This is a genomic window from Nocardia sp. NPDC005825, from assembly GCF_040630175.1.
In the GTDB taxonomy this organism is placed as follows: domain Bacteria; phylum Actinomycetota; class Actinomycetes; order Mycobacteriales; family Mycobacteriaceae; genus Nocardia.
In genome coordinates, this window is sequence record NZ_JBEXXC010000013.1 from 116,333 (window position 1) to 137,003 (window position 20,671).

Consider the following 20,671-nt stretch of genomic DNA (forward strand, 5'->3'; position numbering starts at 1 on the left):
GCGTGCGGCGGAACATACCCGAACTCTCTAACCTTCTATCAATCGATAACCGGTTAGAAAGACTGATCGGTACGAAACTGGAAGGCCGAGACCATGACCGCCGTGCGCCACCACACCATCGAGATCCAGGGCCTGCCCGTCTTCTACCGCGAGGCGGGCGACCCCGCCAAGCCCACCCTCGTGCTGCTGCACGGATTCCCCAGCAGCTCGGCCATGTTCCGCACCCTGATGCGCGAGCTGGGCGACGACTTCCACCTGATCGCGCCCGACCACATCGGCTTCGGCCGCTCGGCCATGCCGCAGGTGCACGAATTCGACTACAGCTTCGACAAACTCACCGAGATCACCGAGGGCCTGCTCGACGCGCTCGGCCTCGACCGATTCGCCCTCTACATCCACGACTACGGCGCGCCGATCGGCCTGCGCATCGCCTCCGCCCATCCCGAGCGCGTCACCGCGATCATCACGCAGAGCGGCAACGCCTACCTCGAGGGCTTCACCCCGTTCTGGGACATCCTCTTCGCGCACGCCAAGGACCGCGCCGCCAACGAGCCGGGCGTGCGGAAGCTGCTCGAGGCCGACGCGACGCGGTGGCAGTACCTGCACGGCGTCCCGGCCGACCGGCAGGACCTGGTCAGCCCGGACAGCTGGACCATCGATCAGGCGTATCTGGATCGCCCGGGCAACAAGGAGATTCAGCTCCAGCTGTTCTGGGACTACCAGTTCAACCTGGACGGCTACCCGGCGTTCCAGAAGTACTTCGCCGAACACCGTCCGCCGGTGCTGATCACCTGGGGCGAACACGACGAGATCTTCGGAGCCGACGGCGCCCGCGCCTACCTGCGCGACCTGCCCGACGCCGAACTGCACCTGCTCGACGCGGGCCATTTCGCCCTGGAAACCCACGGACCCGAGATCGCCGCGCTGATCCGCGAATTCCTCACCCGCACGGTGTCCTGACCGCCCCGGCCGCGCTGCCCGCTTTTCCCAGCAACACGCGGCGGCGCGGCCGGCCCCACGAGGCGGGTCGCCGCTAGGTTGGCGGTGTGGCCGCTGAGAAATCCCCCGCCGGAGACGGCGAGACCAACACCCGGGACGCCGACGCGAAGTCCGAGGACGCCGCCGCGAAGGTCGAGGACACCGGCGACGCGGGCATCCGGCCCGACGCCCTGGTGGCCTCGGTGATTCCCGCCTGGCTGCCGCGGGCCTACCTGCTGGCGGCGGCCACGGTCGCGGGCATCGTGGTGACCTTCTGGGCGCTGACCCGGCTGCAAGGGCTGCTGACCGTGCTGGTGGTCTCGTTGTTCCTGGCCTTCGCCATCGAGCCCGCGGTGAACTGGCTGGCCGCGCGCGGCTGGAAGCGCGGGGCGGCGACCGGGGCGGTGTTCGCGATCGTGACCGTGATGCTGGTCGGATTCGTCTGGACCATGGGCGAATTGGTGGTCGGGCAGGTGTCGTCGCTGATCAAGAACCTGCCGCACGATATCCAGAGCGTCGTCACCTGGATCAACGACACCTTCCACACCGATCTCTCGGTCGCCGATATCACCGACCGCACCTCGGAGATCAGCGCCAAGCTCCAGACCTGGGCGCTGGACCTCGCCGACGACGTGTGGGGCATCGGCACCACCGCGCTCGGCGTCCTCTTCCAGGGCTTGGGCGTGCTGCTGTTCACGTTCTATTTCGCCGCGGACGGCCCGCGCTTCCGCAACGCGGTCTGCTCGCTGCTGCCGCCGCAGCGTCAGCGGCACGTGCTGCGCGCCTGGGATATCGCCGTCGAGAAGACCGGCGGCTACCTGTATTCGCGGGCGCTGCTCGCGGCCTGCTCCGCGCTGGCCCATTACGCCGCCATGCGAGTCCTCGGCATTCCGTCCGCCTTCGCGCTGGCACTGTGGGTGGGCGTCGTCTCCCAGTTCATCCCGACCGTCGGCACCTATCTCGCCGGGGCGCTGCCGGTCATGGTGGCGCTCGCGCACAATCCGAAGACGGCATTGTGGATTCTCGGATTCATCGTCGTGTATCAGCAATTCGAGAACTACGTACTGCAGCCGCGCATCACCGCGACCACCCTGGACATGCATCCCGCCGTCGCCTTCGGCGCGGTGCTGGCGGGCGCGGCGCTGTTCGGCGCGACCGGCGCGCTGCTGGCGATTCCGGTGACGGCCACCGCGCAGGCGTTCCTGTCCGCGTACGTTCGCCGCTACGACGTGCAGGAGCCGGCCGCGCCCGCGCACAAATAGCCGGACCGAACCAATCGGTCACCACGTATTCCGCCTCGACCCACCGCGACGTACGCTGCGGATGCAGTGAAGCTCGGCGGAAGGATACGCATGACCGTGACGGACGAGCCGCGCGTGAGCGGCGAAACCGCCATTCGGGAATCGCGCTCCGGGGTCGTCGAGCGCATGTCGGCCATCCTCGACGCGTTCGGCAGCGGCCGCGAAACGCTGCGGCTCGAGGACATCACCGACCGCACCGGACTGCCGCGCTCCACCACTTTCCGCCTGGCCTGCCAGCTGACCGAACTGGAATGGCTGATCCACGACGAGCAGGGCTATCGGCTGGGCGCGCGCACCCGGCGGCTGGCCCGCATCACCGACTGCGAGGACATTCGCGCCGCGGCCTCCGCCGCGCTGTCGGACCTGCACGTGGCCACCGGCGCGGTCGTCCATCTCGGGGTGCTCGAGGGCAATATGGTCCACTACCTGGACAAGGTCGGCGGCCCGGCGGCCGCGACGATTCCTTCCCGGGTCGGGTCGCGAATCGACGCCACCCAGACGGTGTGCGGGCTGGCGCTGCTGGCCTCACTGGCTCCCGAGGACGCGGACCGGGTGCTGCGGATGCCCCTGCGCAGCACCGCCGTTCGACCCATCGCGCGGCGGCGCGCGGTGCTGGCCGACCTGTACCGGGTGCGTCAGCGCAACGGGCTGGCGGTATCGCCGGGGACGGCGTGCGAGATGGGCATCAGCGCGCTCGCGGTCCCGGTCCTGGGACCGGACGGGCCGATCGCGGCGATCTCGGTGGCCATGCGCGGCGAGCTCGAGGTGCGCCGTGTCGCCCCGCTGGTCTTCACCGCGGCCCGCCGGACCGCCGCCGAGATGTTCGCCGACGGCTCGCTCATCTCCGGCGCGGCGTCGCCGGGGGCCCGGGCCCGGCTCGCCTGATCTCGGCGCGCAACACCCGAATCTCGGGTGCGCGAACCGAATTCAGATGTTGGCGCCGTCCGCCGGCACGCCCTCGGGGAGATCGGCGGCACCGCCGGTGCCGGAATCCGCTCCGGGACACGAGATTCCGAGCGTGTAAGCGGTCATCGACAGTGAGCCGTAGCTGTAGCCGTCGATCAGGGTGCCGGTGGACTCCGAGGAGGCGGCGGCCAGTCCGGCCAGGTACAGCAGCGGGATGAAGTGGTCCGGGGTCGGCACCGCGAGGTCGTACTCGGGCTGGTCGGTCAGCGCGAGCGCGTCGGCGGGACGGTTCAGCATGATGTGCTGCGCGGCCTCGTCGAAGCGGCGGGCCCAGTCGAAGCCGGAATCGGGGTGGCGGGGGTCCATGCCGCGCAGATTGTGCACCACATTGCCGCTGCCGACGATGAGAATCCCGTTCTCGCGCAGCGTGTTCAGCCGGATGCCGAGCTCGAGATGGTATTCGAGGGGCTTGTCGGCATTGATGCTGAGCTGCACGACCGGGATGTCGGCGTCGGGGAAGGCGTGCCGCAGCACCGACCAGGAACCGTGGTCGATGCCCCAGCTGTCGGTGTCCGCGCCGACCCAGTTGGGTTTGACCGCCTCGCTGACCTCCTCGAACAGCGCGGGCAGCCCGGGCGCGGGGTACTGGACGGCGAACAGTTCGGGCGGAAAACCGTAGAAGTCGTGGATGGTGCGCGGGCGCGGCATCACGGTGACCGCGGTCGCGTTGATGTACCAGTGCGCGGACACGATGAGGATGGCGCGCGGGCGGGGCACGCTGCGGCCGAACGCCTCCCACGCCTGCGTGTACCGGTTGCTCTCCAGCGCGTTCATCGGGCTGCCGTGACCGAGGAACGCGGCGGGCATCCGGGCGGCCGGGTCGGCGGTGGTCAACGCGGATCACCGACCTCGGACACCGGGGCGGGCCGCGCGGGTTGCGGCCCGCGGGTCCGGGTCCGGCCGTGGTTGTCGACGGCGGCGTCGAGCGAGAGGTTGATGTCCATCAGCTGGTCGATGGTGTCGCCGTGCAGCCGGACGAACTCCGCACGAGCCTTGCCCCGCCGGAACGATATGAACGACCGGTCGGATTCGAGCTGCCAGGTGTACCAGAACAGGTACGGCACGGTGAGCACGAAATTGACTATGCCCCAGACGATCCAGACATCGTTGTCGAACCAGCCATCCGAGGGCATCACCTTCGGGAAGACGTTGTAGATGGCGATCACCAGCATCAGCACCGGCAACGTGTAGATGCGCGCCATGATGTAGAGCTCGGGCCGCCGCTTCACCAGCGGATAGATCTCCGCGACCGCGAGAATGCAGACGCTGGCCGCGAAATGCTCCTCCTCGGGCGGGTATCCGCCGAAGGTGAAGCACAGATTCCAGGTGGTGTAGAGGAAGTTCCACGCCATGGTGGTGTAGGCGACGAGCTCGGCATTGCGGCCCGGCAGGATCTCCCAGAACCGCGGCGAGTACGGGATCGTCAGGCACAGACCGAGTCCAACCGCGGCGTTCCAGTAGTTCCCGATCTCCGCATCCCGCAGCGTGGCCTCGGCGATATTGAGGAACAGGATCGCGTACGGGAACCAGAGGAACCGCGGATTGCGCAGGATGTCCCAGAACCGCCCCACCCGTTGCTCGGCCACCGCGACGCGCATCAATCCGACGATGGTCAGCGGAATCAGCACCGACAGGATCTTGGCCCACGAGAACCAGTTCACCAGCCCGATATCGCGCCCGGGTCCCCAGATCCACAGCGGGAACGTCAGCAGCGACAGCCCCCACACCCAGGTCGCCGGACGCGGGTGCACCCGCATGTAGTCGACGATCACCCAGAGGATCGCGCAGAACACGAGCATGGACACCGCGGTCACCCAGGTGAAGGGAGCCGGGTTCCCCGAAACCGCCTCCGAGGCCGCACTGATCACGCTCAACCCGCCTTCCCCTACATGGATTGGCTAACTTCCAGCAATACTCGTGTGACGATAGCCCGGCCCACTCACGAATCCGCCGCGACACCCGGCAACCGGGGGTCGAGCCACCGCGCCCCGAAAGCCATCACGATCATCAGCGCGGCCACTGCCACACAGTTGAGGATGCTGCGCGGATAGCCGAGCGCGTCGGCATCGAGAAACGGGTAGGGGTACCAGTGGATGATCGCGCCGCGAATGAAGGTGTAGATCAGCCAGACCACCGGAATCACGGTGAAGCCGACCAGATCCCGCGCGTCGATGCGGCCGCGCGGGCCGAACAGGAGCCAGCCGATCGCGGCCAGCAGCGGAACCACCATGTGTAGCAGCTTGTCCGCGAGCAGGTCCGCGCCGTGCAGGTCCAGCAACGGTCGCAGGAAGAAGAAATGCACGAGGCCGCCGCCGACGATGACGATCAGACCGCTCAGCCGCAACGCCCGCCAGATTCGGCCGTCCGCAGCGGGATTCACGGCCAGCGTCGCGGCGATCCCGCAGATCAGCGCATTGCTCCAGATCGTGAGGTAGCTGAAGAAGTTGCCCAGGCGCGCGCCGAGCCCGGGTGCGGCGGCGATCTCGGTCGTCGTCTCACTGTTCAGGTGCTGACCGCCCTGAACGACCAGCACCAGTTGCAGGATCAGCGCGAACGCCGTCACCAGGAAGGTCAGCAGGTGCCAGAGCCGCGCGCGAGCGATCATACCCGCAGCGTAAACGGCGTTTCCCCGACGGACGCGCACCGACGCCCGGTGAATCCCGCGGCGTCCGGGCCGCCAACGCCTATCCTGTTGTCAGGCCCGTCCCCGTCTCGGGCCGTTCTCCGCTGCGGACACGTTCACCTCCGGGGGTTGCCTTGATCGACGAGCAGCCGATCGTGTTGACCGACGAGTTCTTCCAGGACCCGCACGCCGTCTATGGACGGCTCCGGGAGCTCGGGCCGGTCCATCACGTGCGGTTCCCGCACGGTGTGATCGGTTGGCTCGTTACGGATTACGCCGCCGCGCGGCAGGTCCTGAGCGATCCGACGGTCAGCAAGAACCTGCAAGCGGTGGCCGGCGACGACCGGCTGCTGGCGGGTGCGACCGTCGCCGATCCAGGCAACCGTCAGCACATGCTCAATGCCGACCCGCCGCACCACACCCGGATGCGCAAACTGGTCGATCGGGCCTTCACCCCCGCCGCGGTCGCCGCGCTCGCGCCGCGGATCACCGCGATCGCGGACGAGCTGCTCGACGCCATCACGCCCGGCACGACGGTGGATCTACTGCGGGAGTTCGCCTTCCCGCTGCCGATCACCGTCATCTGCGAACTGCTCGGCGTCCCCGCCGCCGACCGCTCCGACTTCCAGCGCTGGTCGAGCGAACTGGTCAGTGCGCGGAGTCACGAGTCGAAGGCCGATGCCAACGCACAATTGGCGAAGTACTTCGACGATCTGATCGCCGGGCACCGGGCCGACCGCGGGACCGATGTGCTGTCGGCACTGATCCGCGCCTCCGAGGAGGGCGATCGGCTCACCTCCGACGAGCTCCGGTCCAATGCCATGCTGCTGCTCGTCGCCGGACACGAGACGACGGTGAATCTCATCGGCAGCAGCGTCCTCGAACTGCCCGACGATCCCGAAGCCCGGGCCCTGATCGCCACGGATCCGGTGGCCACCAAGGCTTTCCGGGAGGAGGTCCTGCGGTTCCACAGCCCGGTGAATATCGCGACCTTCCGCTACACGACGGCCCCGCTGACCCTCGGCGAGGTCCGGATCGACCCCGGTGAACTGATCATGGTGGCCCTCGGCGCGGGCAATCGGGACCACACCCGTTTCGACGACCCCCACACCTTCCACGCCGACCGAATCGACAACCACCACATCGCCTTCGGCTACGGAGCCCACTTCTGCCTGGGTGCTCCCCTGGCCCGGCTCGAGGCCGACATCGCCCTGGCCCGCCTGCTCACCCGGTTCCCCGCACTCGCCGTCGCGGATCGGGAACGATTGCGCTGGCGGCCGAGTCTGGTCATCCACGGCCTCACCGAACTGCCGGTCACCTGCCGCTGAACCAGCCCGCGGTCACCCGGCCTCGTGGTCCGAACGCCAGTGGATCGCACCCACCAGAACCATTTTGATCAGGGTCTCCGCCTGCGCCCGGACTTCGGTGTCGGCGGGCAGGTCACCGACGATGACGTCGGCGATGGTCTCCACCATGGTGGCGACGATCAGTTTCGCGACCGCGCGCACGTCATCGCTGGACCAGGCGGGCGCGAGGCGGGCCAGGTCGATGGCGAGCTCACTTTCGAAGAGCGCCAACTGAAGTCGGACCGCCTCGCGGACGACGGGCGGCCCGGCGAAGCGTTCGCGCGCGATGAACGCGAAATGGTCACGGCGCTGACCGGCGTGGGCCACCAGCGCCTCGACCGACGTGCTGACGATCTCGCGCGGCGTGGGCTTGCCCCGGCGCACCTCGCGCAGCACCGCGCGCAGGGACGCGAAGGACTCGTCGACGAGGGCGAGGCCGAGTTCGTCGATCGAATCGAAATGGCGATAGAACGACGCGGGCGCGATGCCGACGACCTTCGCGACATGGCGGACCGAGATGGCCGCCAGCGGCGTCTTGCCGCTCAGCGCCAGGGTCTGGTCGAGGATCGCACGCCGGGTGCTCTCCTTCTGCTCGGCGCGGCTACGTGACTTGGACACGAGAGACACTCTAGCGCGGATTTCAGCGAACACTTGCATGCTGAGTGACAGGTGTCACTGGCTGCATGGATTGACCAATAGGCGGCTATGCGGCCATATTTTCAGCTATCAACTGTTCGCTCAAATTGTCAGGAGGCCCCGATGACTGTCACCGGAGCAATCCTTCGCTCCCGAGTCGTCGCAGCGCTTGCCTCGCCACACGGTGTCGATCGCTTCCTCGAGCAGGTGAACCCCCTGTGGGCGGCCCACGAGGTGCGAGCCCGGCTGGTCGAGGTCCGCCGGGAGGTGGACATCCCCGGCGTGCCGCCGGTCGCCACGCTCACCTTCCAGCCGACCAGCAGCTGGGCCGGCCACCGCGCGGGCCAGTACGTCCAGCTCGGTGTGGAGATCGGCGGCGCGCGGCGCGCCACCCGTTGCTTCACCGTCTCGAGCTCCGATTCCAAACCCGGCGACCGCTTCACCATCACCTTGCGCGCCAACCCCGACGGGATCGTGTCGAAGTATCTGGCCGAGGAGGCGTCCATCGGTCAGATCGTGCACCTCTCGCAGGCCGCCGGTGAGTTCACGCTGCCCGACCACGTCCCCGACCACGTCGTCTTCATCACCGGCGGATCCGGCATCACCCCGGCCATGTCGATGCTGCGCAGCCTGCAGCGCCGGACGCATCGCGGCCGAATCACCTTCCTGCACTACGCGCAAACGCCCGCGCACCAGATCTTCGCGGCCGAGCTCGCCGAGATCGCCCGCACCGGTTACGGCGTCGACCTGCACCTGATCTACCCCGAAGCGGGCGGCCGGTTCTTCACGCCGATGGAGCTGGAGCGGATCGTGCCAGGCTTCGGCGACGTCGACACCTGGGCCTGCGGACCCGCCGGGTTGATCGAGAAGATCCAGGCGGCCTATACCGGTTCGGACAAGCTGCGGGTGGAGTACTTCAAGGCGCCCACGGTCAGCAATGGCTCGGCAGAGGGCGATATCACCTTCACCGATTCCCGGCTGACCGTGCCCAACAGCGGCGCGAGCGTGCTCGAACAGGCCGAGGCCGCGGGCCTGACCCCGAAGTTCGGCTGCCGCATGGGCATCTGCTTCTCCTGCGTCGGCACCAAGACCGCGGGCACCGTCCGCAATGTGCTCACCGGCGAAACCTCCTCCCTCCCCGACGAACAGATCCGCCTGTGTGTCAGCGCCCCCGAGGGCGACTGCGCCATCGAGATCTGAAAGGACCCGACATGACCGTCACCCGCGAAAAGCACCCCCTCACCGCCGCCGAGCTCGAGGCGTTCGGCGCCGAGCTCGACGCCATCCGGCAGCGGACCATCGCCGATCTGGGCGAGGCCGACGCCGCCTACATCCGCAAGATCGTCAAATACCAACGCGGACTGGAGGTCGCGGGCCGGGTGATGTTCTACATCCCGCCGCTGTGGCCCGCCGCGGTCGGCTCGCTCGCGCTCGCGAAGATCCTCGACAATATGGAAATCGGCCACAATGTCATGCACGGCCAGTACGACTGGATGGGCGATCAGGGCCTGAACTCGCGAATCTTCGAGTGGGACAGCCACGCTCCCAGCGAGAACTGGAAGTACGGCCACAACTACGTCCACCACACCTACACCAACATCATCGGCAAGGACCGCGACCTCGGGTACGGCGTGCTGCGCATGGACGACGACCAGGAGTGGGAGCCCAAGCACCTGGCCAACCCGATCTCGGCGTTCCTGCTGATGATCTTCTTCCAGACCGGGGTGGCGCTGCACGACCTCGAGATCGACGAGATCGTGGCCGGGCGGCGAAAGCGTTCGCAGAACAAGGAGATCCGCGCCCGGATCCTGAAGAAGGTGCGCCGCCAGCTCACCAAGGACTACCTGCTGTGCCCGCTGCTCACCGGACCGTTGTTCCTCACCACCCTGCTCGGCAACGCGGTCGCCAACCTGATCCGCAATGTGTGGGCCTTCAGCATCATCTTCTGCGGCCACTTCCCGGCCGGCGTCGCCTCGTTCTCGATCGAGGAGACCGAGAACGAGACCCGCGGCCAGTGGTACTACCGCCAGCTGCTGGGCTCGGCCAACATCTCCGGCGGCCGCCTGCTGCACGTGATGACCGGCAATCTGTCCCACCAGATCGAGCACCACCTCTTCCCCGACATCCCCGCGCGCCGCTACCCCCTGATCGCTCCGGAGGTCCGCGAGATCTGCGAGCGCTACGGCCTGCGCTACAACACCGGCCCCCTCTACAAGCAGCTCTTCTCCGTCGCCACGAAGATCGTCCGCCTCTCGGTGCCCCCGCGCCGCGGGCCGACCCCGGCCGGCGGCGACACCATCACCCTCCCGGCCGCGGCCTGACGACCGCTCCCCTGCTCCCGGCAGCCGCTTCCCATCCGGAAGCGGCTGCCGCGCATTCGCACGAGAGGGTGGATGGGAGACTGTCGTCATCATTCGTCCCACCCGTCGAGGAGGAGCCCGCGCTGTGCCGAAGATCCGGGCGGCGACCGTCGCCGAACACCACGCGACCCAGCGCCGCGCCCTCCTCGACGCCGCGCGGGAGGTGCTGGCCGCCGGGCAGGTGCCGACTCTCACCGAGATCGCCAACCGGACCGGGCTGGCGCGGCCCAGCGTCTACCAGTACTTCTCCTCCCGCGACGATCTGCTGATCGCGGTGATGGAGGATGCCTTCCCGCGGTGGAGCGCGCGGATCGGCGAGCAGATGGGGCGGGTCGCGAATCCCGCCGACCAGGTGCTCGAATACATCACCGCCAATATCGATCTCGTGGTCGAGGGTGAGCACGCGGTGGCCCGGGCGCTGGCCGCCGCGCTGCCGAACAACGATATGGCCGGGCGCGCAAGGCAATTGCACGACGGTCTCACCACGCCGTTGACCGCCGCGCTGGCCGAGCTGGGCGCCCCCGATCCGGAGCTGACGGCCGAACTGATCAATGCCGTCGTGCACGCCGCCACCCGTCTGGTCGAGGCCGGGCACGACGCGGCGGCGGTCGAGGCGCGGTCGCGGGAACTGGTCGCGCCGTATCTCGCGGCGCTGACCGGCTGAGCCGAGCGCGGCGTCCCCGGGCGGAAGTGCGCGCGGACAACTAGGGTCACGTCCCAAAAACAGGGAGTACCGCGTGACCACACACACCGAAGCCCGCCCCTACCCGTTCGGGGAGCCGGTCCGGCTCGATCCGCCGCCGCTCGCGGCGAAACTGCAACGCGAGGAACCGATTTCGCGCATCCTGCTGCCGTACGGCGGCGAGGCCTGGCTCGTCACCCGCTACGCGGACGTGCGCTCGGTGCTCAGCGATCCCCGCTTCAGCCGCGCCGCCACCGTGGGCCGGCTGGATGTGCCGCGGGTGCGGGAAACCCCTGCGCTGCCCAACATTCCGACCAGCATGGACCCGCCGGAGCTGACCCGGCTGCGCAAACTCACCATGACCGCGTTCACTTCCCGCCGCGTGCAGCAGTTGCGCCCGCGCGCCGAACGCCTCGTCGACGACCTGCTCACCGCCATGGAAGCCGCGGGCTCGCCCGCCGATCTGGTGCAGGCGCTGGCCCTGCCGCTGCCCGTCACCGTGATCTGCGAAATGCTCGGCGTCCCACCGGAGGACCAGCACCGCTTCCGCGATTTCTCCGACGCCATCATGTCCACCACCGCCGTCAGCGATATGGAGCGCGCGATGGCGTACGCCGCCGTCGCGGGGTATCTGACCGAGCAGATCGCGGTGCGCCGCGAACGACCGGCCGACGACCTGCTCGGCGCGCTGGTGGCGGCCCGCGACAACGAGGACCGGCTCAGCGAGGAGGAGCTGATCACCCTCGGCATCACCCTGCTGGTCGCCGGGCACGAGACCACGGCCAACCAGATCGCCAACTTCACCTACGTGCTGCTCACCGAGCCGGGCGAATGGGACCGGCTGTGTGCCGATCCCGGGCTGGTCCCGACCGCCATCGAGGAGCTGCTGCGCTACATCCAGGTCGGCAACGGCGGCGCGTTCCCGCGCATCGCGACCGAGGACCTCGAGCTCTCGGGCACCCTGATCCGCGCCGGGGAATCGGTCTTCGTCGATCTGCAGGCCGCCAATCGCGACGAGACCGTCTTCGCCGAGCCCGACACCCTGGATCTGACCCGGCATCACAACTCGCACTTGACCTTCGGGCACGGATTCCACCACTGCGTCGGCGCGCAGCTGGCCCGCCTCGAATTGGACGTCACGCTCACCGCGATGCTGCGCCGATATCCGAATTTGCGATTGGCAATTCCGGCCACGGCTGTCGAATGGAAGACGGGCATGCTGCTGCGCGGCCCGAAGGCGCTTCCGGTGGCTTGGTAGCCAAGTGAATACGCGCTGCCGATACAGACAACTCTGACTTACGGCAGCGCGAGAGCGGCATTGACAGACAAGTCTGTCCACCGCCCAGATCACACCCCCGAACCGTGATCGAATCGCTCTGAGCTGCAAGGCTGTTGAGAGCGAGGGCTCACATTGACAGCATCTGCCACGTCCCGATAGCGTGTTGCCATGGCGTTGCGGGTCAGCTGACCAACAGCGGATAATTGTCGGGGTCGCGCTGTCGGGATTGTTTTGTGACTATTTTTCAATGGGTTTCGCATTCGCGCGGGACGACATCATTTCAGTTTGGAAATACACCATGCCAGCGGTGATATCGGCCGTTGTCGTCGATGAACTCATTCGCAATGGCGTGCATTGGTTCGTGTATTGCCCCGGCTCCCGCAACGGCCCGATCGGCTTCGAATTGGCGCGACGCGCCCGGGCCGGGGAGATCGAACTCCAGGTCCGGCTGGACGAACGCTCGGCAGCCTTTGTGGCACTGGGGATCACGAAGGCGACCGGGCGACCGGCGGTCGTGGTGACCACCTCCGGCACCGCGGTGTCGAACCTGCTGCCCGCGGTCACCGAGGCCAACTACTCGGATCTTCCGCTGGTGCTGGTGACCGCGAATCGCCCGCCCGACGTGCTGGGCACCGGCGCGTCGCAGACCGTGGACCAGACCGCGCTGCTCGCCTCGCAGACCCGTCACGTGCAGCAGACCTGGTCCGGCGGCGCGGTCGACGCGACCGCCAATGGCGTACTGCGGTCGCAGGTGTGCCGCACCCTGGGCATCGGGACCGGCAAGCTGGTCGGCCGGCCCGGCCCGGTGCAGATCGATGTGCCGCTGTCCTCGGGCCTGCCGCCGCAGCCCGAAACCTCTTCTCCCGCTGGACGTCCCGGCGGCGCCCCGTGGATCGCCATGCCCGAGATCCCGCGTCCGGCGCACCCGGATTCGGTCGAGCTCGACCTGCGCCGGCCCACCCTGGTCGTCGCCGGTGACGGTGCGGACCCGGCCGCGCTGCCGCCGCGGCTGCCGGTGATGGCCGAGCCGACCGTCGCGGTCGGTGACCGGACACGCCTGCACCCCTGGGTCCTCGACCAGGTCCGGCCCGAGCAGGTCGTGGTCTACGGCCGTCCGACCCTGCACCGCAATGTGGGTCGCCTGCTGGCCCGGCCCGGCGTGCGCACCGTGCTCGTCGCCGGCGGCGGCGACTGGCTCTACGCCGCACCGGATATCGAACTGCTGTCCCGGGCTCCGCACTGGATCGGCGACCCGGCGACGGACTGGATCGAGGAACTCGACCACGCCGACCAGACCGTGCGCGAGGCCTGGTCGCGGACCATGGCCGAGCCCGCCAACCGCCGCACCGGCGTCGGCGTGGCGCACGCGGTGCTCGGCGCCCTGCGGCCCGGTGACCTGCTGTGGCTCGGCGCGTCCAACCCGATCCGCGATGTCTCGCTGACCGGCCTGATCCCGCCCGGCGTGGACGTGCTGTCCAATCGCGGCGTCGCGGGCATCGACGGAAACGTCAGTGCCGCAACCGGAGTCGCGCTGGCGCACCCCGATCGGCGGGTCGTCGCGCTGCTGGGCGACCTGACCTTCGCCTACGACGCGTCCGGGTTGCAGACCGGGCGGCTGGAACATGTGCCCGCGAACCTGACCATCGTGGTGTCCAACGACGCCGGCGGCGGCATCTTCGAGCTGCTCGAGCAGGGCGACGCCCGCTACAAGCGTGAACCCTACGGCGACACCTTCGAACGGATCTACGGGACACCGCAGAACGTCGACATCGCCCACCTGTGCCGCGCCTACGACGTCGCGCACAGCGCGGTCGAGATCGACGACCTGCCCGCCTCCTTGGGTCGCGCCCGCCGATCCGGTCGGCTGTCGGTGCTCGAAATCCCCGTCACCCGAACCGATCTGCGCGATGTACACGCCCGCACCCGCGAGGCGGTGGAGGCGGCGTTCGACGCGACCGCCGTCTCGGCGCTGGATCTCGAGCTGGAGCTGCACTCCTGATGGCACACCCGTCCGACGCCATACCGCTGACTCCCCTGCTGGTTCCCGAGGATCCCGACGTCGCGGTCGACACGATCCGCCGCGCGATCGACCTCGCGTACCGCGGCGACGAGGCCATCGCCCCGATCACCGATCCCGTTCAGGCCCAGGGACTTCCGCCGACCGTGCCCGCCGGCACCGCGGTGGTGCTGTCCACCTCCGGATCCAGCGGCGTCCCCAAGCGAACCCTGTTGTCCCGCAGCGCCCTCGCCGCCTCGGCGCAGGCGAGTTCGGAGCGGCTCGGCGGCGCGGGCGACTGGCTGCTGTGCCTGCCCGCGGGATTCGTGGCGGGCTTTCAGGTCATCTCGCGGGCCGCGCTCGGCGGCACCCGGGTCACGACGCTGCCCGGCGGTCACTTCGATCCGGCCGGGTTCGCGGCGGCGGCCCGGCGGCTGCCCGCCGGACGCCGCTACACCTCGCTGGTGCCCACCCAGGTCACCCGGCTGCTCGCCGACACCGAATCCCGAACCGCCCTCGCGGTTTTCGACAAGATCCTGATCGGCGGCGCCCGCCTCGACGACGAGACCGGCCGCGCCCTGCGCGAGCTGACCGACGCCGTGGTCACCTACGGCATGACCGAGACCTGCGGCGGCTGTGTCTACGACGGCACGCCGTTGCGCGGTGTGCGGGTCGAGATCATCGACGGCATAATCCATCTCGGCGGCAGCGTGGTCGCCGACGGCTATCTCGATGCCACCGGCGAGCAGCCCTTCTACCGTGAGGGCGACACCCGCTGGTACCGCACCTCGGACCGCGGGCACTGGTCGCAGGAGCTGCTGGTCCCCACCGGCCGCGTCGACGACCTGATCAACACCGGCGGCGTGAAGGTGTCCGCGGTCGCGATCGAACAGGCCCTGACCGGCGTGCCGTGGATCGAGTCCGCGGTGGTCATGGGCGTGCCCGACCGCGAGTGGGGCGAACTCGTCGGCGCGTATCTCGTGACCCGCCAATCGATTCCGGACCACGAGCTGGAGCCGCTGCGCGAACGCGTGCGGCAGCGGCTGGGCCGGGCCGCGGTGCCCAAGCGCTTCGTCCTCGGCGCCGAGCTGCCGTTGCTGCCGAACCAGAAGATCGACCGCCGCGCCGTGCGCGACCGACTGACCACCACCGAATCGGAGCACTCCCATGCATGATCCCGTGCGATTCCGCCTGGCCGGCGCGAACGGCCCGGTAGGCCTGGAAGGCCCGCTGATCTGCTATCACAATCTCGCCGAGGCGGAGGCCGCGGTACGGGCGGGCGCGTACGGCAATGTGGTGGCGGGCGCGATCCCCTTCGACACCGAGCTCGCCGAGTCCTCGCTGTACCTGGGCTGGCGGACCGCCGAGCACACGCGCGCACCGCGACGTCCCGGCCCGCGTCCGGAGTTCCGCGCCGACGTCGAGTTCAACGACACCGCCATCGCGAACTACCTGCGCCACATCGACGACGCGCTGACCCTGCTGCGGGCCACCGAGCCCGAGCTGGAGAAGATCGTCATCTCGCGCTGCGAGCGCTACTTCTACGACGGCGTCGTGGATCCCCTCGCCCTGTTCGACCGGATCACCGAGCTGTACCCGAGCGCGCGCAGCTACTTCGTCGAGCACCTCGACCACCCGGGCGTGTTCACGATGGGCGCGAGCCCGGAGCTGTTCCTGGCGAAGTCCGGGGCCACCATCACCATGACGCCGCTGGCCGGAACCGTGGTGCGCGACACCCGGCTGCCCGAATCCGCGGACCGCGAACGCGCCCGCGCCCTGCTCTTCGACGACAAGTACCTGACCGAGCACCGGCACCTGGTCGACTTCATGGTGAAGGGCCTGTCCGCGTTCTGCCCCGACCTCGACTATCCCGACGATCCCGAACTGGTCACCGCTCCGGGCCTGTGGCACTTGGGAACTCCCATCACCGCCCGCCTGCTCGACCCCGAGGTCCCGGTGACCGAGCTGGTCGCCGCGTTGCACCCCTCCCCCGCGGTGTGCGGGGTGCCGCAGGCCGGGGCGCGGCGCATGATCGCCGACTACGAACCGGCCCGCGCCTACTACGGCGGCCTGGTCGGCTGGATCGACAGCGCCGGCGACTGCGAGTTCCACATGGCGCTGCGCGGGCTCGAATTGGATTCGCACCGCAGCGATCTCACGCTGCGCACCGGCGGCGGCGTGGTGTCGCGCAGCCGGATCGACACCGAGTTCGCCGAGACCTCGGCAAAGCTGGCGACCATGCGCCGGGTGCTGGGGATCCCGTGATGCGTGACGCGGTCATCGTCGCGGCGGTACGGACGCCGATCGGACGGGGAAAACAAGGCGGCGCGCTCGACGGCGTGCACCCGGTGGACCTGATGGCGCACAGTCTGCGCGCCGTGGTCGAACAGGCCGGCATCGATCCGGCGCTGATCGACGAGGTCATCGGCGGCGTGGTCAGCCAGGTCGGCGAACAGGCCACCAATGTCACCCGGCGCGCCTCACTGGCGGCCGGGTTCCCGGAATCGGTGCCCGCCAGCACCATCGACCGGCAGTGCAGCGCCAGCCAGCAGGCGCTGCGCTTCGCCGCGCACGCGGTCATCGCCGGGGACTGCGACCTGGTGGTGGCCACCGGCGTGGAGTCGGTGAGCCGGATCCCGATGGGCACCAGTCTGCTCGACGTGGACAACCTCACCGGATCGGCGTTCCTGGAACGCTATCCGCAGGGCGTGCCGTGGCAGGGCATCAGCGCCGAACTCATCACCGCGCGGTGGGGATTCGGCCGCGGCCAGCTCGACGACTACGCGCTCGAGAGCCACCGCCGCGCCGCCGAGGCCACGCAGCGGGGCGGGTTCGACGCCGAACTGACCCCGCCGATCAACGGTCTGGCCCGCGACGAGACCATCCGGTTCGACGCCTCCGCGGCCGGGCTCGGCGCGCTGTCGCCGTCGTTCTACAACGACGCCATCGCCCAACGCTTTCCGGAGATCGCCTGGCACATCACCGCGGGCAATGCCAGCCAGCTCGGCGACGGCAGCGCGGCGGTGCTGGTCACCACCAGCGAGCACGCCAAGCGGCTCGGGCTCACCCCGCTGGCCCGGATCCGCAGCCACATCGCGGTCGGCGACGACCCGTTCCTCATGCTGACCGCCGTGGTGCCCGCCACCGAGAAGGTGCTCAAGCAAACGGGATTGACGCTGGACGACATCGATCTCATCGAGATCAACGAGGCGTACGCCAGCGTCGTGCTGGCGTGGGCCCGCGAAACTGGGGCCGACCTCGACCGGGTCAACGTCCACGGCGGCGCGATCTCGCTCGGGCATCCGCTCGGGGCCAGCGGGGTGCGGCTCACCGCCACCTTGGTCCACGCGCTGCACGAACGCGGCGGCCGCTACGGGTTGCAGACCATGTGCGAATCCGGCGGTCAGGCCAATGCCATGATCCTGGAAGCACTCTGACGCGGCCCGCGCATCACGCGCCGCGCCCGGCTCAGTGCGCGGCGCGGGCGGCGGCCAGGATCGCGGCGATCGCCGGGTCGCCCGCCGCGACCTCGGCGAACGCCGATGCGAGAGTGTCCTCGTAGGTGGTGCGAGCCTCGCGGTAGCGGTCACGCCCGGCGTCGGCGAGCACGGTGTACACCCCGCGCTTGTCGTCGGGACACAGGTCGCGATAGGTGAAGTCGGCCGCGTTCAGGCGGCCGACCAGCCGGGTCACCGAGCTCTGGTTCAGGCCCAGCTTGTCGGCGAGTTCCTGCATGCGCAGTTCGCTGTCGGGGGCCTGATCGAGGAAGCTCAGCGCCCGGTATTCCGACAATCCGAGCCCGTGGCGGCGTTGCAGGGCCGTCGCGAGGCGGCTCTCCACCTGCGCGTGCAGGATCAGCATGCGGTTCCAGAGTTGGGCGTCCGCACCGGTTTTCACGCTCTCGGCCTGCGACGGCATCGACTCACTCCCTCGATCTGACGGCGGCCGGACGAGACGTCGGCCACCGGGGCTTGACACAAGTTTACATGTACATGCATGCTCTTCTTCGCGAGCATTTACTTGCACGTACATACAATCACATGAAGGGGTGCAGCTCCCATGGCCTGGGTCTATCTGCTGATCGCGTCCGTATTCGAGATCGTCTTCGCGCTGGCGACCAACGCCACCCACGGGTTCACCGTCCTGGGCCCGTCCCTGCTCACCGCCGCGGCCGCCGCGGGCGGGATCTTCTTCCTCAGCCTGGCCCTGAAGTCCCTCGACGTCGGCGTCGGCTACACGGTGTGGACCGGCATCGGGTCGGTCGGCACCGTGCTGTTCGGGGCGGTGGTGTTCGGCGAGGAGTTCACCCCGGCCAAGGTCCTGGCCTTCGTGCTCATCATCGGCGGCGTCCTGGGGTTGAAGATCGCCGACAAGCTCGCCGGCGCTCCCGCCTGATTCCGACGACTCACGTTCCCGTTCCACCCTTTTCGAGGAGAACCGTCATGTCCTGGGTATATCTGCTCATCGCCGCCGTCTTCGAGGTCGCCTTCGCCCTCGGCACCAATGCCACCAAGGGGTTCACCCGCCTGTGGCCGTCGGTGTTCACCCTGGCCGCCGCGGCGGCGGGGATCTACACGCTCAGCCTCGCCCTGCGCACCCTCGATGTCGGGGTGGGGTACACGATCTGGACGGGCCTCGGCTCGATCGGCACCGTCGTCCTGGGTGCGCTGATCTACCAGGAGAAGATCAACGCGCCCAAGGTGATCGCCTTCGGGTCGATCATCGCCGGGGCGCTGGTCCTGCGACTGGCCGCCTGACCTACCCGAGCAGGTAGGCCGGGGTGCTCGGCGGGCCGGACTTGGTCACGAACTCGTGGCGCAGGCGGTGGAACGGCGAGGCGGGATCGAACACCTCCTCGGTGAGGTGTTCGAGCTCCTCGGAGCGGTACGCCGCCAACGGTTTCACCGCCTCGTCGGCCGCGCGGCGGCGCTGCTTCTCCCGGATGCGGGCGGCCAGGTCGGGGCCGGACGCCAGCGCCGCGGCCGCGTGCCGGACCCAGGTGCGGAACTCGGCGGGATCGCCGGGCACCGCGTGATCCACCAGGCCCAGCGCGGCGGCGGCGCGGGCGCCGACCGGAAGCGCCTCTCCCGTCAGGCGATCCGCGCACTCCGCGCCCACCCGCCGCGGCAGGGTGTAGGTCCAGTACTTCGAACCGCGCAGGCCCGACAGGCGGTAGTGCGGGTTCAGGACCACCGATTCGCGGCACCAGACCTCGTCGGCGGCCAGCGCCAGCATCACCCCGCCCGCGGCGGCATTACCGGGCAGCGCGGAGATGACGAGCTTGTCGGTGGTGGTCAGGACGGCCTCGACCAGATCGTTGAAGGCGTTGATATTGCGCCAGGCTTCGGCGGCCGGATCGGCGGCCGCCTCGATCACATTGAGCTGGATGCCATTACAGAAGAAGTCGCGGGCCGGGCCGAGCACCAGCACTTTCACCGCACGGGCGCAGGCCATGCGGTAGGCGTCGAGCAGGCGTTCGCACTGGCGAGCGCTCAGAGCGCCACCGGCATAGGTGAATCCGAGGTAGCCGACCTCGTCGTATTCGTAGTAGCGCAGTTCCGACCAGGTGACGCGCACGGCCGCCTCACTGGGACTCACCGGCGCATCGGGGATATCGGCCAGCACGTCGGGACCGAGGACGTCGGTGGCGGGCAGTTTGAACGTGGGCGGGCCGTCCGGATTCGGGCAGGCCCGCAACTGCGGGATCCACACCGCGCCGTCCACCGTGGCCCGGCAGATCGCGCCGTCGCGGGTGGCGATCACCCGGCCGGGGACACCACGCAGCCGGTCCTCGAGATGACCGCCGTGGAGGAAGTACTCGCCGCCGTACAGCTCGTCGAGCACGCCCGGATTCGAGTCGGCGGCACGGAGTTTGCGCAGCACCGTGGTGGTGCTGTCGTGGGCCCAGTCGATGCGGCGGAAGTACTGGGCGTAGCGCGGATGCGGCGGCGCGCTGACCTCGGTGCGCGGGTCGATCGGTGCGGCGCCGTGCTGTTCGAACCGGTCCAGCGCGCGCAGCAGGGCGGCCACCGCGGCGTCGGCGACCTCGATCCGGTACAGCTCGCTCTTGGAGCACATGCGCATCGGGAACGATTCCGACGCCCAGACCGGACCCAGGCCGGGCGCGTCACCGGCCCGCTGCACGGTGACGCTCCACGACGCGGCATTGGTGCCGATCGCCCAATCCAGTGACGACGGACCGTGATCGCCTTCCGGTCCCGGCTGCACGACCAGCACCACGTGCCGGGCGCGCAGATCCGCCGGGACCGGTTCGGCGAGCATGAGACCGACCATGAGGTCGGGCCCGAAGGCCGCCGCCCCGGCCCTGATCGCGTCGTCACCGAGCGCCAATTCCACCCCGATGCGATGGCCCCGCTCGGCCAGCTCGATCCGGACACGCTGCGTCAGGCTGTCGAAAGCGTCGGCCACGAGCAGGATTCGCATCGGACTTCTCCCCTTGAAACACGGCTCAGCGTTGAGCCAGCTAACTATTTCCATCTAGAA

At 69.1% G+C, this 20,671-nt stretch carries 20 protein-coding genes; 14 read left to right on the forward strand and 6 right to left on the reverse strand.

Going from position 1 to position 20,671, the window contains the following annotated elements:
* Positions 1-93: 93 nt before the first annotated feature.
* From ABZ382_RS29505 to ABZ382_RS29515, 3 genes are all read left to right on the forward strand, one after another.
* The gene (locus ABZ382_RS29505) at positions 94-960 is read left to right on the forward strand and encodes an alpha/beta hydrolase (RefSeq protein WP_357095541.1); all 867 of its coding nucleotides are present in this window, start codon (positions 94-96) and stop codon (positions 958-960) included.
* 86 nt (positions 961-1,046) lie between these two features.
* Positions 1,047-2,240, forward strand: coding sequence for an AI-2E family transporter (locus ABZ382_RS29510; RefSeq protein ID WP_357095543.1), 1,194 nt, complete (start codon positions 1,047-1,049; stop codon positions 2,238-2,240).
* 90 nt (positions 2,241-2,330) lie between these two features.
* Positions 2,331-3,164, forward strand: a complete 834-nt coding sequence (locus ABZ382_RS29515; protein WP_357095546.1) for an IclR family transcriptional regulator — start codon at positions 2,331-2,333, stop codon at positions 3,162-3,164.
* Between the two features lie 42 nt (positions 3,165-3,206).
* Here the strand turns inward: ABZ382_RS29515 and ygiD are convergent, their stop codons facing one another.
* The 3 genes from ygiD to ABZ382_RS29530 form a co-directional block, all read right to left on the reverse strand.
* Positions 3,207-4,052, reverse strand: a complete 846-nt coding sequence (gene ygiD / locus ABZ382_RS29520) for a 4,5-DOPA dioxygenase extradiol (RefSeq protein WP_357095771.1) — start codon at positions 4,050-4,052, stop codon at positions 3,207-3,209.
* 23 nt (positions 4,053-4,075) lie between these two features.
* A complete protein-coding gene (locus ABZ382_RS29525) occupies positions 4,076-5,119 on the reverse strand; it encodes a hypothetical protein (RefSeq protein WP_357095548.1) in 1,044 nt (347 codons plus the stop codon).
* A 65-nt stretch (positions 5,120-5,184) separates the two neighbouring features.
* Positions 5,185-5,850 (reverse strand): Pr6Pr family membrane protein, encoded by a 666-nt coding sequence (locus ABZ382_RS29530; RefSeq protein ID WP_357095550.1) that lies wholly within the window; start codon positions 5,848-5,850, stop codon positions 5,185-5,187.
* A 152-nt stretch (positions 5,851-6,002) separates the two neighbouring features.
* On the opposite strand from ABZ382_RS29530, the gene ABZ382_RS29535 reads away from it, so the two are divergent.
* Complete coding sequence (locus ABZ382_RS29535; RefSeq protein WP_357095553.1) at positions 6,003-7,196, forward strand: cytochrome P450; 1,194 nt, start codon at positions 6,003-6,005, stop codon at positions 7,194-7,196.
* A 12-nt stretch (positions 7,197-7,208) separates the two neighbouring features.
* Here ABZ382_RS29535 and ABZ382_RS29540 read toward each other — a convergent pair whose 3' ends face one another.
* Positions 7,209-7,832 carry a TetR family transcriptional regulator gene (locus ABZ382_RS29540; protein ID WP_357095554.1) on the reverse strand — a complete coding sequence of 208 codons (624 nt, stop codon included), beginning with the start codon at positions 7,830-7,832 and terminating at the stop codon, positions 7,209-7,211.
* A 141-nt stretch (positions 7,833-7,973) separates the two neighbouring features.
* Here ABZ382_RS29540 and ABZ382_RS29545 point away from each other — a divergent pair, with 141 nt between their 5' ends.
* From ABZ382_RS29545 to ABZ382_RS29580, 8 genes are all read left to right on the forward strand, one after another.
* Positions 7,974-9,050, forward strand: a complete 1,077-nt coding sequence (locus tag ABZ382_RS29545) for a ferredoxin reductase (protein WP_357095557.1) — start codon at positions 7,974-7,976, stop codon at positions 9,048-9,050.
* An 11-nt stretch (positions 9,051-9,061) separates the two neighbouring features.
* Entirely contained in the window at positions 9,062-10,171 is a 1,110-nt protein-coding gene (locus ABZ382_RS29550) for an acyl-CoA desaturase (RefSeq protein ID WP_357095560.1), read from the forward strand.
* A gap of 124 nt (positions 10,172-10,295) precedes the next feature.
* Entirely contained in the window at positions 10,296-10,874 is a 579-nt protein-coding gene (locus ABZ382_RS29555) for a helix-turn-helix domain-containing protein (RefSeq protein WP_357095563.1), read from the forward strand.
* 73 nt (positions 10,875-10,947) lie between these two features.
* Positions 10,948-12,150, forward strand: a complete 1,203-nt coding sequence (locus tag ABZ382_RS29560; protein WP_357095565.1) for a cytochrome P450 — start codon at positions 10,948-10,950, stop codon at positions 12,148-12,150.
* A gap of 328 nt (positions 12,151-12,478) precedes the next feature.
* The gene (menD, locus tag ABZ382_RS29565) at positions 12,479-14,170 is read left to right on the forward strand and encodes a 2-succinyl-5-enolpyruvyl-6-hydroxy-3-cyclohexene-1-carboxylic-acid synthase (protein ID WP_357095568.1); all 1,692 of its coding nucleotides are present in this window, start codon (positions 12,479-12,481) and stop codon (positions 14,168-14,170) included.
* A complete protein-coding gene (locus tag ABZ382_RS29570; RefSeq protein ID WP_357095571.1) occupies positions 14,170-15,342 on the forward strand; it encodes an AMP-binding protein in 1,173 nt (390 codons plus the stop codon). The genes menD and ABZ382_RS29570 overlap by 1 nt, the downstream gene beginning before the upstream one ends.
* A complete protein-coding gene (locus tag ABZ382_RS29575; RefSeq protein WP_357095573.1) occupies positions 15,335-16,432 on the forward strand; it encodes a chorismate-binding protein in 1,098 nt (365 codons plus the stop codon). The genes ABZ382_RS29570 and ABZ382_RS29575 overlap by 8 nt, the downstream gene beginning before the upstream one ends.
* Positions 16,432-17,604: a thiolase family protein gene (locus ABZ382_RS29580; RefSeq protein WP_357095575.1), complete on the forward strand. Its 1,173-nt coding sequence runs from the start codon at positions 16,432-16,434 to the stop codon at positions 17,602-17,604. Before ABZ382_RS29575 ends, ABZ382_RS29580 begins: the two co-directional genes overlap by 1 nt.
* A gap of 31 nt (positions 17,605-17,635) precedes the next feature.
* Here ABZ382_RS29580 and ABZ382_RS29585 read toward each other — a convergent pair whose 3' ends face one another.
* A complete protein-coding gene (locus ABZ382_RS29585) occupies positions 17,636-18,085 on the reverse strand; it encodes a MarR family transcriptional regulator (protein WP_357095578.1) in 450 nt (149 codons plus the stop codon).
* 141 nt (positions 18,086-18,226) lie between these two features.
* Here ABZ382_RS29585 and ABZ382_RS29590 point away from each other — a divergent pair, with 141 nt between their 5' ends.
* The gene (locus ABZ382_RS29590; RefSeq protein WP_357095581.1) at positions 18,227-18,562 is read left to right on the forward strand and encodes a multidrug efflux SMR transporter; all 336 of its coding nucleotides are present in this window, start codon (positions 18,227-18,229) and stop codon (positions 18,560-18,562) included.
* A gap of 47 nt (positions 18,563-18,609) precedes the next feature.
* Positions 18,610-18,924 carry a multidrug efflux SMR transporter gene (locus ABZ382_RS29595; RefSeq protein WP_357095583.1) on the forward strand — a complete coding sequence of 105 codons (315 nt, stop codon included), beginning with the start codon at positions 18,610-18,612 and terminating at the stop codon, positions 18,922-18,924.
* Between the two features lies 1 nt (position 18,925).
* Here the strand turns inward: ABZ382_RS29595 and ABZ382_RS29600 are convergent, their stop codons facing one another.
* Positions 18,926-20,611 carry an enoyl-CoA hydratase-related protein gene (locus ABZ382_RS29600; RefSeq protein ID WP_357095586.1) on the reverse strand — a complete coding sequence of 562 codons (1,686 nt, stop codon included), beginning with the start codon at positions 20,609-20,611 and terminating at the stop codon, positions 18,926-18,928.
* Between the last annotated feature and the right edge of the window lie 60 nt (positions 20,612-20,671).